Source organism: Streptacidiphilus sp. MAP12-20 (genome assembly GCF_041262525.1).
Classification (GTDB): Bacteria; Actinomycetota; Actinomycetes; order Streptomycetales; family Streptomycetaceae; genus Streptacidiphilus.
Genome location: NZ_JBGCCK010000005.1, coordinates 187,667 through 201,233 on the forward strand (window position 1 = coordinate 187,667; position 13,567 = coordinate 201,233).

General features: G+C 72.5%; 7 protein-coding genes. 4 read left to right on the forward strand and 3 right to left on the reverse strand.

Annotated features, from left to right (window positions below; genetic code table 11):
- Nucleotides 1–6: 6 nt before the first annotated feature.
- Together ABIA32_RS08750 and malQ are read right to left on the reverse strand one after the other, a co-directional pair.
- On the reverse strand, nt 7–1,719 hold the full coding sequence (locus tag ABIA32_RS08750) for a flavin monoamine oxidase family protein (protein ID WP_370093348.1): 1,713 nt from the start codon (nt 1,717–1,719) through the stop codon (nt 7–9).
- Nucleotides 1,720–1,870: 151 nt separating this feature from the next.
- On the reverse strand, nt 1,871–4,096 hold the full coding sequence (gene malQ / locus ABIA32_RS08755; protein ID WP_370093349.1) for a 4-alpha-glucanotransferase: 2,226 nt from the start codon (nt 4,094–4,096) through the stop codon (nt 1,871–1,873).
- Nucleotides 4,097–4,533: 437 nt separating this feature from the next.
- On the opposite strand from malQ, the gene ABIA32_RS08760 reads away from it, so the two are divergent.
- Nucleotides 4,534–8,424, forward strand: a complete 3,891-nt coding sequence (locus ABIA32_RS08760; protein WP_370093351.1) for a beta-N-acetylglucosaminidase domain-containing protein — start codon at nt 4,534–4,536, stop codon at nt 8,422–8,424.
- A gap of 280 nt (nt 8,425–8,704) precedes the next feature.
- Here ABIA32_RS08760 and ABIA32_RS08765 read toward each other — a convergent pair whose 3' ends face one another.
- On the reverse strand, nt 8,705–9,274 hold the full coding sequence (locus ABIA32_RS08765) for an HNH endonuclease (RefSeq protein WP_370093352.1): 570 nt from the start codon (nt 9,272–9,274) through the stop codon (nt 8,705–8,707).
- A gap of 275 nt (nt 9,275–9,549) precedes the next feature.
- Here ABIA32_RS08765 and ABIA32_RS08770 point away from each other — a divergent pair, with 275 nt between their 5' ends.
- From ABIA32_RS08770 to ABIA32_RS08780, 3 genes are all read left to right on the forward strand, one after another.
- Nucleotides 9,550–10,632 carry a mechanosensitive ion channel family protein gene (locus ABIA32_RS08770; protein ID WP_370093354.1) on the forward strand — a complete coding sequence of 361 codons (1,083 nt, stop codon included), beginning with the start codon at nt 9,550–9,552 and terminating at the stop codon, nt 10,630–10,632.
- Nucleotides 10,633–10,838: 206 nt separating this feature from the next.
- Nucleotides 10,839–12,029 (forward strand): ROK family transcriptional regulator, encoded by a 1,191-nt coding sequence (locus ABIA32_RS08775; RefSeq protein WP_370093355.1) that lies wholly within the window; start codon nt 10,839–10,841, stop codon nt 12,027–12,029.
- A 162-nt stretch (nt 12,030–12,191) separates the two neighbouring features.
- A complete protein-coding gene (locus ABIA32_RS08780; RefSeq protein ID WP_370093356.1) occupies nt 12,192–13,556 on the forward strand; it encodes an ABC transporter substrate-binding protein in 1,365 nt (454 codons plus the stop codon).
- Nucleotides 13,557–13,567 lie beyond the last annotated feature (11 nt).

Below are 13,567 nucleotides of genomic sequence, written 5' to 3' on the forward strand. Positions count from 1 at the left end.
CCGGGGTCACTTGCCGATGGCGGTCAGCACCTCGTTCGCCGCGCGCTGGCCCTCCAGTGCGCCGCCCTCCATGTAGCCCTGGAAGTTGTACGCGGTGTGTTCGCCGGCGAAATGCAGGTTGCCCTGCGCGGTGCCTTCGTAGCCGGCGTACGAGGTGACGTAGCCGACGGGCCAGCAGGAGTAGGCGCCGAGGGAGTACGGGTTGCTGGGCCAGTCGGAGAGGGTGGCCTTGCCGGTCCAGGCGGCAGTGGTGCCGGGGAAGACCGTTTCGATCTGGGCGAGATACTTCTTGGCGAGCGTGTTGGTGTAACTGACCGAACTGTCGGTGAAGGGCGCGGGCGGATTGAGCCCGGCAGCGAGGCTGCCGCTACCGAACTGGACCAGGATGCCGCTGCTGCCCGCCTGGCCTCGGGTCACGTCCCAGGTCTGCTGAATGGCCTGGTCGGTGAACATCTCGCCGTTGGAGACCCCCGGCCAGGGGCCGGTGTAGGCCCAGGGGCGGGAGGTGAACTGCATGTTGAGCTTGGTGCACATGCCCATCGTCATGTGGCTCAGCACGCCCTGCATCATCGGGTCCAGTCCGGCCCGGGACAGGTCGATGCGCTGCTGGAGGATCGGCAGCGGCACGGTGAGGACGGTGTGGTCGGCGACGACGGTCGCGGTGCCGCCGCCGTCGAGGGCGAAGGTGAGAGTCTGGGTGCCGTCGCTGTTGCGGACGATCGCCTCGAGCGTGTAGCCCTGCTGGACGCTGCCGGCCGGCAGCGCGGCCGCGACGGCGTGCGGGACCTGGTCGTTGCCGCCGGCGATGTGGTACCGCTCGTCGGAGCCGCCCCAGATGTTGAAGCTGCCCGGATTCACCTGCCAGGCGAGGAGGGTGAGCAGCGCGTAGGTGGACTGGTTGGGGGTGTCCGAGCCGTACTCGACGTTGTAGGCGACGTCGAGGAAGGCGCCCAGCTTGCTCGCGTAGCCGCCGGGGACACGGGTGTTGATCCAGTCGCGGACGGACATGTGGTCGAGCGTGACGTTGTAGGCGGTGTGGTTGTTCCAGGTCGGCGAGTAGCCGTTACCCGCGTTGACGTCGCTCTGGATGTTCTGCCAGACGGGCTTGAAGTCGAGGTCCGCCTGGGAGCGCGCGTAGTAGCCGCCCTGGAACCAGAGGATCTGGTCGGCCTGCGAGCCGTACACGTGGCGGACGGCGGTGGTGGCGAGGCCGAATCGCTGGCAGAGGTCGAGGATGGTGTGGTGGCCGGTATCGATGAGCTCGCCGCCCCATTCCGACACCTGGCCCTGGGCCCAGTAGCCGGGGTTGGCGGGCGAGCCCTGGGAGTACATCCGACCGCCGATCCGGTGCGGGTTGGCCTCGTAGACCGTGCTCGCGACGCCCTTGTCGGCGAGAGTGAGCGCGGCGTTCAGGCCGGAGATGCCTGCGCCGATGATCGCGATGCGCGGCGAGCCCGGGGTGGCCTTCGCCACGGGGACGGTCGTCGCGACCGTGTCGGCGCGGGCGGGGCGCACCCCCGCTCCGAGGCTGACGGCTGCCGCACCCAGGCCAACGGCCGCAGCGCGGCGCAGGAGCACCCGGCGGGACGGCCCTTCGGGGTCCGCCAGGGCGGAGTCCCGCAGGTCGCGGTATTCGTCCACCGGTAGCCCGAGCCGCTGCGCGGCGGCGTGGTCGGCGGCGAGGCCTTGCAGGAAACGGAGCTGCGCGGAACGGGCCATGAAGGTCTCCTGAACCAACGGCGACACGGACGGCAACAGGGTGACGGCGCGCGGCGGGCGACGGACACGCGCAGCATGTAGCCGCGTTGGTTAAAGGATTGACGTCATGTCAGTTCTGCTCCGCAACTGGAACGCGAAGTCCGGCACAGGCTCACTCCGCCCGCAGGACCGCTCCCAGCTCGGCCGTGCGTTCAGCCGCCGCCAGGCGTTCCAGCGTGGCGGGCTTGCCCTCCGCGTCGGCGATCGGGAGGCGCCAGTTGGGGTACTCGTTCGAGGTTCCCGGCAGGTTCTGCGGGCGGGGGTCGCCGAGGACGTCGGGGAGCCAGACGCCGACCAGCTTGGCCGGGGTGCGCAGCAGGTACGTGTGCAGGGCCGCGACGGCCTCGGGAAGGTGGCGGCCGTCCGGCGGTTCGAGCAGGTCGGCGGCCGGGCCCTCGCCGTAGGGGGGCACGGTCATCAGGCCTTCGCGGGCCAACTCGCCGAGCCACTCCTCGCGTTCGGCCTCGTCCTCGGCCTGCTCCTCCGCCAGCGGGCGGTCCAGCAGGCCGAGGCGGTGCCGCAGCTCGACGTGCTCGCCGCTGAGGCGGGCCGCCGTGCTGGGCAGGTCGTGCGTGGTCAGCGTCGCCAGGCAGTCCTCGCGCCAGCGCTCGGGCGGGAGCGGGGAGCCGCCGCCCTTCTCGGACCAGTCGCGCTCGAACCAGAGCACGGAGGTGCCGAGCACCCCGCGCGAGGCCAACTCCTCGCGTACACCGGGCTCGACCGTGCCCAGGTCCTCGCCGATCACGACCGCGCCCGCACGCTGCGCCTCCAGTGCGAGGACGCCCAGCATCGCCTCGTGGTCGTAGCGGACGTAGGCGCCCTCCGTCGGCGGCCGGCCCTCCGGCACCCACCAGAGCCGGAAGAGACCCATCACGTGGTCCACGCGCAAGCCGCCCGCGTGCCGCAGGTTGGCCCGCAGCAGGTCCGCGAAGGGCGCGTAGCCGGCGTCGGCGAGCGCGTCGGGCCGCCACGGGGGGAGGGCCCAGTCCTGGCCGTGCGCGTTGAAGGCGTCCGGCGGCGCGCCCGCGCTGATGCCTTCGGCCAGGCAGTGCTGCAGTGCCCAGGCGTCCGCGCCGTCCGGGTGGACGCCGACGGCGAGGTCGTGGATCAGCCCCAGCGGCATCCCGGCCGCGCGCGCCGCGTCCTGGGCCGCGCCGAGCTGTTCGTCCACGAGCCAGGCGAGCCAGCGGTGGAAGTCGACCCGGTGCGCCAGCTCCGCGCGGGCGCGCAGGACGGCCGCGCTGCCGGGGTCGCGCAGACCGCCGGGCCAGCTCCGCCAGGCCGGGCCGTGAACCTCCGCGAGCGCGCACCAGGTCGCGTACTGGAGCAGGCCGTCGCCCTCGCGCCGCAGGAAGGCCTGGTAGTCCGCCTCGCGGCCGACGCCGCGCGGGACCGCGTGGAGCACCTCCAGCGCCTCGCGCTTGGCCGCCCAGACGGCGTCGCGGTCGATCAGCGCCTCGTCGATCAGCACGCCCTCGCGTAGCCGCGCGCCACGACGGGCGGCATCCTGGACGCGCTCGCGGGCCTCCGGGGTCAGGTACGGATACTCGGGAACGGCCTCGACGCGCAGGTGCACGGGATCGGCGAAGCGGCGGGAGGACGGCCGGTAGGGGGAGGGGTCCGAGGTGCCGTCGGGCCCCGGCGGCATGCCCGCGTGCAGCGGGTTGACCTGGACGAAGCCCGCGCCGAGTGTGTGGCCGGACCAGAGCGCGAGCTCGGCCAGGTCGCCGAGGTCGCCCATGCCCCAGGAGTGCTCGCCCAGCAGCGAGTAGAGCTGGACCAGGAAGCCCCAACTCCGTTCGGCCGGTCCGGCCAGCCGGTTCGGGGCGACCAGCAGCGGCGCGGCGGCGGAGAGGCGGTCGCCGAGCCGCGCGCAGAGCGTGTGCCGACCGACCGGCAGGTCGCCGGGCAGCGGCCGGGTCTCCCCCGTCTCACCCTGGTGCGCCCCGCGCGGAAAGGGCGTGCCGACGGTGACGCTGCCTCCGCCCTCCAGCTCCACCCAGGCTTCGGCGGCTCCGGGCAGCGGCACCTCCTGGCCGCGCCCGGCGCGCACCACGATCGCCCGCGGCAGCAGGCGCTGCGCGCGCCGGGCGTGCAGGCCGGCCAGCGCGTCCTCCGCCGCCGCGGTGGTCCCGGCGTCCACGCCCATCGCGGCGAGGACGGCGACCAGCGTGTCCGGCGCGACGGCCCGCCCCTCGAACTCGGTGTCCACGCCGTAGGCATGGGCGAGCGTCTGCAACCCCCCTGCTGCGGCGGGGGACGGACGATGAGCGGCGGCAGCCACGGAATCTCCTCGCGGGGGGCAGTCGGTGACGAGTGAGTGGACGGTCGATGTCATGTGCGGTCGTGCTGACGGGGCCGGCGCGGGGGGACGAGCTGTCGGGGCGGTCTGATCCCGCGTCCGCTCCGGGCCCGGCCCGGGCCCGCGCCCGAGGCGGCCTGGACCCGCCCCGGAGCGGGGACGGGCGCTATCCACCTACCCATCCGGTGGGGGCTCCGACACCGGCCATCGGGGTGGTCGCGGGCGTCCGTGCGTGTGGCCGGGGGTGCATTGTGGGGACACGCCCGTGCATTGACATGCAAAGGGCAGGGATGGTGGGCTTGGGCCGTTCGGACGCAAGCTCTGGCTGCGGCCGTGCACTTCGGGGGCGTGAGGAACTGCACGAGAGATCACCCTTTGCGGTGATGTGTCGGACATTTCCCCGCGCCCTCGCTCATTGCGCGGGCACGGTCCCGTGAACGACGTTCGTATCCGACCAGGCAGCAGGAGTCCCCGTGGACCACCGGCCCGCACCGGCCGCCGACGGCATCGTCGCGGCGCTCGGCAGCAGCCTGCGTCGGACCGTGGCGGAGCACCAGACGCTGCGCCAGCTGCTCGGCTCCGCACCCGCGCTGACCGCGCGCCGGAGCGCGGCCCGTACCGCGCGCCGCCTCGCACCGGAGACGGCGGACCGGCTGATCGCCCAGCTCAAGGGCACCGCTCCGCTGCTGGCGCTCACCACTCAGGTGCGCACGCGAAGCGCCGCCCTGCGGGCGAGCGCGGCGTTCACCGTGGCCGCCGTCGTCGGCAGCGGGCTGGTCGCCGGGGCCACGCCAGCCGGCGCGAACGACACCGCGCCCCACGCCGTGACGCAGGTGCTCGCCGACACCGAGACCACGCCGGGCGACCCCACGACGACGACCAGCGGGGCGGACGCCTCCGGCCCCGCGATCTACCCCCGACCACAGCGCGAGCGGGCGCAGGGAACGGCCGTGGCCAAGCCGTCGCGCGTCGCGCTCGCCGTCGCACCGCAGGCCGACCCCGGCGCGCTCGCCGCACTCCAGGCCGCGCTCGCGACGGCGGGCGTACAGCGGGTCGACACCGTCTCGCCCGAGGCCGATCCGCAGCCGGGCGTGCTCACTGTCTACCTCGGCGGCCTGACCGAGGGCGCGGGCGGCGGGACGGACCGCGCGCTGCGCTCACTCGGGAGCGCGGCCGAGGCGGCGCCCTCGCCGATCGGCCTGCCGGCGGGCGGATACGTGCTGGCAGCAGGGACGACCACGGCGGGCAAGGCCGGGGTCGCGGTGCTCGCGGGCGTCGACGCGGAGGGCACCTACCACGCGGTGCAGTCCTTCCGGCAGCTGCTCGGCAGCGGCGGCACGCTGCCCGGCGTCGTCGTCCAGGACTGGCCCGCCGCCCCCAGGCGCGGCGTCACCGAGGGCTTCTACGGCACCCCCTGGACCGCGCAGCAGGCCATGGAGATGGTCGACTTCCTCGGCCGGACCAAGCAGAACTACTTCCTCTACGCGCCGGGCGACGACCCCTACCGGGGCACCCAGTGGCGCGAGCCCTACCCCGCCGACCAGCAGGCGGAGCTGGGCGCGCTGGGCCGGCGGGCAGCGTCGGAGCACGTCACGCTCGGCTACTCGCTCTCCCTCGGCGACTCGCTGTGCTTCACCTCCGGCAAGGACCAGGACGCGCTGATCGCCAAGGCCGAGGAGCTGTGGGCGCTCGGTTTCCGCTCGTTCCAGCTGGACTTCTCCGAGAGCACCTTCTCCCACTGGCACTGCTCGGCCGACGCGAGCGCCTACGGCCACGGCCCGGCCGCCGCGGCCCGCGCGCAGGCCGACCTCGTCGACGTCGTGCTGCGGCGCTTCCTCGCGAAGCACCCGGACGCGGACGCGCTGACCGTGCTGCCCAGCGAGTACTACCGCAGCGGCGCGACCCCCTACCGCACAGCGCTGGCCAAGGCGCTGAACCCGCAGGTGCGGATCGCGTGGACCGGCGTGGGCGTGCAGCCCGCGACGATCACCGGCTCGGACCTGACGGCGGCCCAGCAGGTCCTGGCGCACCCACTGGTGACCCAGGACAACTACCCCGTCAACGACTCCGCACAGGACCGCCTCTACCTCGGCGCGTACCAGGGCCGCGACGCCTCGCTCAGCACCGGCGCGGCGGGGCTGCTGGTCAACGCCATGCAGCAGCCCGTCGCCTCGCGCATCCCGCTCTTCACCTCGGCCGACTTCGCCTGGAACCCCTCGGGCTACCAGCCGCAGGCGTCCTGGCAGGCCGCCGTCGCCGACCTGGCGGGCAGCGCGCCCGACGTCCGGGCGGCGCAGGCCGCACTCGCCGCGCTGGCCGGCAACAGCGTCTCCTCCCCGCTCGGCCAGCAGGAATCCGCCTATGTGCGGCCGCTGCTCGCCGCCTTCTGGGCCGCGTTCGAACCGGCGTCCCCCCGACCGGACGCCACGGACCAGGCCGCGACGGCCGCCCGCGCCCAGGCCGCCGCACAGCTCCGTGCCGCGTTCACCACGATGGCACACGCCACTGACAACCTCGCGGGGGTCGACGGCGGACAGCTGCTCGCCGAGGACTCCTCCTGGCTCGACCAGCTCACCCGCTACGGCCGTGCCGGCCAGGCCGCGGTCGACATGCTCGCCGCGCAGCGTGCCGGGAGCGGCGCGGCGGCCTGGGACCAGCGGGTGGCCCTGCGTCAGCAGCTGGAACAGCTCGCCGACTCGGGCGTCACCATCGGCGCGGGCGTGCTCGACCCTTTCCTCCAGCGCGCGCTCAAGGCCTCGGACAGCTGGGCGGGCGTCGACGGCAACCAGCTGACGGCGACGAGCACGATGGGCACCGCCCAGGACCACGACCCCGCGTTGATGGTCGACGCCGATCCGAACAGCTACTACTGGTCCAGCGCGCCGCCGCAGTCCGGCGACAGCGTCGGGGTCGACCTCGGCAGCGCGACGCCGGTCCGGGAGGTCCACATCCTGATGGGCGGCCCAGCGGGTGATGTCGCCGAGGGCGACTACCTGCATGACGCGGTGCTGGAGTACGCGACCGACGACGGCGGCTGGCAGCGGGTCGCGAGCTACCACGGGCAGCGCGAGATCGACGCGACGCTCCCGGCCGGCACGGTCGCCCGCTACCTGCGCCTGCGCGCGACGAGCACCCAGGACAACGCCGTCGCCGTCCGCAGCTTCAGCGTCACCGCGCCCGACGCCACCGCGATGACCGCGACCGGCCCGGCGGCGCTGGACGGTTCGCCGGTCTCGAACGTCGTCGACGGCTCCCTCGACTCTCCGTACCGCGCGGCCGCCGCCCCGCAGCCGGGCGACGCACTGACGGTGGCACTGGGTCAGACCCGCCCGCTCAACCGCGTCGTGGTGCTGGCCGACGGCCGGGTGCACGCGCCGGGCTGGGTGGAGGTGCACAGTCAGGAGAAGGGCTGGACCCGGGCGGGCGCGCTCGCGGGCGGCGGCTACACCGAGCTCGCGACCGATCCGAAACTCAAGGTGGACCAGATCCGTCTGGTCTGGGCGGACGGCGCGCAGGCGCCGGTCGTCTACCAGATCGTCCCCTGGTTCGCGGACACCCCGCCCGCGACGCTCCAGCTCGGCCGTCAGAGCATCGACCTCCAGGCGGGCGGCACCGCGGTGACCCTGCCGGGCGTGCTCCAGGCCCAGGGCGTCGGCGGCGCGACGGGCACGGTCACCGCGCAGCTGCCCGCGACGGCGAAGGGCGTGACAGTGACCGGCACCGGCGCGGTCGCGCTGCCGCGCGGGGGCCAGGCGGGCGTCCCGCTCTCCTTCGCCGCGGCGGCGAACACCCCGACGGGCGTCTACCCGGCGCACGTCGTCTTCACGGTCGGCGGGCGGGTCGCGACGCAGGACGTCACAGTGCACGTCTACCCGCGCACGGGCGGCCCGGACCTGGCGCTCACCGCGACGGCGAGCTCGTCGGGCGACGAGACAGCGGACTTCCCTGCGTCGAACGTCAACGACGGCGATCCGACGACGCGGTGGTCGTCCCCGGCGCAGGACGACGCGTGGGTCCAGCTGAAGCTTGCGACGCCGGCGACGCTGGGCGAGGTCGTCCTGCACTGGCAGGACGCGTACGCGGCGCGCTACCAGATCCAGACCTCGACGGACGGTCAGACCTGGACGACCGTGGCGACGGTGGACAGCGGCCGCGGCGGCGACGAGACGGTCCGCTTCGGCGCGGTGAACGCGCAGTACGTCCGCATGCAGGGGGTCTCCCGCGCGACGCGCTTCGGGTACTCCCTCTACGGCCTGGAGCTCTACGCCGTGACCGGCGCGCCCACGCCTCCGGCAACACCCCCTGCGACTCCCCCGGCCACCCCACCGGCGACGGCTTCGCCGTCCGCTTCGCCGACACCTTGACGTTCGAGCAGTCGGCCGGTTGCGCCTCCTCAGGGGCGCGGGGCTCGACTGATTCGCGGCTCCGCCGCTTGGGCGCGACGGGTCACGACGAGAGGTCCGCTGCACCACCAGGGGCGCGGGGAACTGCGCGACAAGCCACTGGCATGCGGATGGTCCTCAACGCGCAGGGCCATCCGCACAGGGTGGTTTCTCGCGCAGTTCCCCGCGCCCCTGGAGGTGCAACTCCCCCATGCGCCGAGTCTGGAGCCAAAAGCAGAAAGCCCCGGCGAGCCTCGCGCGATTACGCGCTGAGCTCGGCCGGGGCCGATGCCATGGCATGATGCGATGGCGAGAGGTGCGAGAGCTCCTCCGCCGTGCCGTACGGCTCCAGATACGGGCGCCACCGCGGGTCGCGGTGGCCCGTGCCGATGATGCGCCAGGCCAGCCCCGTCGGTGGGGCCGGTGTCCGCTTCATGCGCCACCCGATCTCGGAGAGGTGCCGGTCCGCCTTCACGTGGTTGCAGCGGCGGCAGGCCGCCACCACGTTGTCCCACGCGTGCTGGCCGCCCCGGCTGCGCGGCACCACGTGGTCGACGCTGGTTGCGACGCCACCGCAGTACACGCAGCGCCCACCGTCGCGGGCGAACAGCGCCCGCCGGGTGAGCGGGACGGGCCCGCGAAAAGGGACCCGCACGAAACGGGTCAGTCGGACGACGGACGGCGCCGATATGGCGCTGGTCGCGCTGTGCAATAGAACCCCGGTCTCCTCAAGGCTCACAGCCTTCTTGTCGAGGACGAGGACCAGGGCGCGTCGTAGTGGCACGACGCCCAATGGCTCGTAGGACGCGTTCAGGACCAGAACATGCGGCACGAGGGCCTCCCTTTCCGCCTACGGCGCGTGGCTCGCGCCGGGACGACCGATCACCCGGACGGGGTGATCTCCTGACAGTGTCGCCGCCGAAGGTGCCGGGGCGCCACCATGACCTGAGGTCCGACCGGGTGTGTGCTCCCCCACACCGGAAGCCCACACCGCCATCATGCCCACGGTCACCGCAGGTCAAGCCCAGTAACGGACGGTCAGCGGGAAGCGTTTCAGGGGACCTCGCGGCTTGTGGATTCGTCCTCCGGTCTCGGTAGTCTGGGGCGATGGCCAGCCATACCCCCAGCACCCCCGCCCCGACGCCCACTCCGACTCCCGCCTCGAGCACGATCCACGAGGCGAACCAGGCTGTGAGCTACGTCAGCGCGCACTGGCAGGGGTGGGTCACCAGTGGGATCCGCATCCTCTTCATCGCGGTGATCGCCCTGATCGTGCGGGCGGTCGTGGTCCGGCTGATCGACAAGCTGGTCGCCCGGATGTCGCACATGCACCACACCGCGGCGCACAGCGCCCTGCTCACGGGCCTGCTCGCCAACGCGGAGCGGCGGCGGCAGCGGTCACAGGCGATGGGGTCCGTGCTGCGCAGCGTCGCGTCCTTCCTGATCCTCGGCACGGCCGCGATCACGATCCTGCCGGTCCTCGGAATCAACCTGGCCCCGCTGCTGGCGAGCGCGGGTGTGGCGGGTGTGGCAATCGGTTTCGGCGCGCGGAACCTGGTGACGGACTTCCTCTCCGGCGTCTTCATGATCATTGAGGACCAGTACGGCGTCGGCGACCAGATCGACACCGGCGTGGCCACCGGGACGGTGCTGGAGGTCGGCCTGCGGGTCACCAAGCTGCGCGGCCTGAGCGGCGAGATCTGGTACATCCGCAACGGCGAGGTCAAGCGGATCGCCAACCTGAGCCAGGGCTGGGCCACGGCGAACGTGGAGATCCCGCTCGGCTACCACGAGAACATCGACGCGGTCGAGCAGGTGATCCTCGCGGCGGCCGAGGAGATGGCGAAGGAGGAGCGCTGGGCCGAGCAGCTGTGGGAGCCGACGGAGCCGGTGAAGGTCCTGGGCGTCGACTCGCTGGCCGCCGACGCGATGATCCTGCACGTCTCGGCGAAGGTGATGCCTGGCAAGGCGCTGGGCGTGGCGCGCGAGCTGCGCCGCCGCCTCAAGATCGCCCTGGAGGCGGCCGGCGTCCACCTCGGCCCGACCCCGCAGGTCGGGGACGTCCCCGCGCCCCGCAGTGGGCCTGGCGGCCCGGACATGTCGGCGCCCTCGGCCCTCGGCGACCCCAACAGCGCACAGTCCCGCGCGACAGCGCCGATCCCGGGCCTGGACGACCCGAACCAGCACTAGCACGTCGGCAAGCGAGGTAGTTGCACCATCCAGCGCCCCGGATAACGCTTCGGTCTCCAAGGAGACCGAGCCGTTCCCGGGGCATTGACATCTGCGCGGGTGCAGCCGTACGTTCCTGCCAACCAATAGGAAAGTTTCCTAATAGTTCAGCCAATCCGCACCCACTAGGGTGCTGGGCACCCACGCGAGGAGAGTGATTGAACGCCATGTCGACCGGCACCGGCAACCCCTCGCAGCCCGGCACTCCGAGCCTGCTGCGTGCGATCAACGACCGGGCAGCGCTGGAGCTGCTGCTGGAGCAGGGGCCCCTGTCCCGCAGCCAGCTCGGCACGCTGACCGGGCTGTCGAAGCCGACCGCCTCGCAGTTGCTGGCCCGACTGGAGAGCGCCGGGCTGGTCGTGCCCGTCGGGACGACCGCCGGACGGCCGGGGCCCGGCGCGCAGCTGTACGAGATCAACCCGCGCGCCGCCTACGTCGCCGGCCTGGACGTGAACCCGAGCCGGATCCGGGTCGCCATCGCCGACATCACCGGCGGCATCGTCACCGAGCACCGCCTGCCGCTGCCGGAGGGCAACCCGGGCGAGGCCCTCGCCCAGATCACCATGGCGCTGGACACGGCCACCGCCGCCGCCGGTCTGGACCGCGGCGCGCTGCGGCAGATCGTCATCGGCACGCCGGGCGCGCTCGACCCGGCGACCGGCGAGCTCCGCTACGCCGCCCATCTGCTGGGCTGGCACGCGCCGCGGCTGGTCGACGACTTGACCGACGCGCTGCGCTTGCCGGTCGCCATGGAGAACGACGTCAATCTGGCCGCCGTCGCCGAGCAGCGGGTCGGACTGGCGCAGGGCGTCCGGGACTTCGTGCTGCTCTGGGTCGAGGAGGGCATCGGTGCCGCCCTCGTCCTCGGCGGCCGGATGCACCGGGGCCACACGGGCGGCGCGGGCGAGGTCGGCTACATGCCGATGCCGGGCGCGCCGCTGATCAAGAACGTCCACCTCGAGGTGGAGAACTCCGGCGGCTTCCAGGAGTTGGCCGGTGCTCCCGCCGTGCTGGCCCTCGCCCGCGAGCACGGTCTGAGCGGGGGGACCGCGAAAGCCGTCGTCGCCGAGGCCGTCGAGCGCGGCGCGGACGCGTTCCTGCGGACGCTGGCCGAGCGGATGGCCACCGGCCTCGCCGCGATCGTGGCGGTGGTTGACCCGGAGCTGGTCCTCCTCAGCGGCTCGGTGCCACGCGCCGGCGGCGAGGCCCTGCGGGCGCTGGTGCAGGAGGAGTTGACAGGACTGGCCGTGCCCCGACCACGCCTGCTGCTCAGCGAGCTGGCCGGATCACCCGTCGTCATCGGCGCACTGCAGACCGCGCTGGCGACAGCCAGGGAACAGGTCTTCTCCACCCACTGATCCAGCACCGCTGAACCAGCACCACTGATCCAGCAACACCTCCAGACCAACCAACCGCACCCCCATGAACGGCAACGGACCGGCAAGCACTGCGCCGCGCCCGTAGCTCAGTGCACCTCGACAGCGCCCTTCGAAACTGGTCCGAACCCCACTGGAGAACCCGTGTCGACCGTTCAGTCAACGCACCGCAGAGGCCGCCGCACCGCCGCCGCCCTCGCCGTCGCCGCCTCGCTCGCGCTGACCGCCGCCGCCTGCACCGGCCAGAGCGGCGGCAGCGCGGGCAACACCGGCAGCAGCAGCGCCCCCGTCACCATCACCTTCTGGCACGGCTGGAGCCAGCCGAACGAGCTCAAGGCGATCAACGACAACATCGCCGCGTTCGAGGCCTCGCACCCGAACATCAAGGTGCACGCTGTCTCCAACGTCACCGACGACAAGATCAACCAGGCGCTGCGGGCGGGCGGGGCGAACGCCCCCGATGTCGTCTCCTCCTTCACCACCAACAACGTCGGCCAGTTCTGCAACAGCCACGAGTGGGTGAACCTCGACCCGTTCCTGCAGAAGGACGGCATCGACAAGACGAAGACCTTCTCCAAGGCGATGCTCGACTACACCAACTACAAGGGCAACCAGTGCGCCCTGCCGCTGCTGGGCGACGCCTACGGTCTCTACTACAACACCGACATGTTCAAGGCGGCCGGCATCGCGAACGCGCCGAAGACCTGGACCGAGTTCGAGCAGGACGCCGTCAAGCTCACCAAGTCCAGCGGCGGCAGCTACTCGCAGCTCGGCTTCATGCCGCTGTACCACGGCTACGAGACCACGACCGAGCACTACGCGGCGCAGTTCGGCCCCACCGGCTGGTTCGGCTCGGACGGCAAGTCCGCCCTCACCACCGACCCGGCCTTCGCGAACGCGCTGAAGGAGCAGAAGAAGCTGACCGACCTGCTCGGCGGCTACAAGCAGCTGGACAAGTTCCGCACCACGTTCGGTGACGAGTTCAGCGCCAAGAACCCGTTCGAGACCGGCCAGCTGGCCATGTCGATGGACGGCGAGTGGCGCGTGAGCAGCATCAAGAGCGACGCCTCGAAGATCAACTACGCCACCGCGCCGCTCCCGGTAGCCGACGACCAGGTCGCGACCTACGGCAAGGGCTACCAGACCGGCACCATCATCGGCCTGGCGGGCACCAGCAAGAAGCAGGCCGCCGCCTGGGAGTTCCTCAAGTTCCTCACCACGGACACCAAGGCGCTCGTCTCCTTCGCCAACGCGATCTCCAACGTGCCGAGCACCTACGCCGCGCTCAAGGACCCGACGCTGGACCACAGCGCCGCCTTCCAGACCTTCCTGGACGTCGCGGCCAACCCGAACAGCAACACCACCCCTGCCACGCCCAACGGCGGCGCCTACCTGGTGACCTTCCAGAACCTGGGCTACAAGTACGAGTCCGGCCAGGTGACCGACCTGAACGCGGCGCTGAAGTCGACCGCCGCCCAGATCGACGCCGACCTGGCGCAGGCGCAGTAAGCCCCCACCGG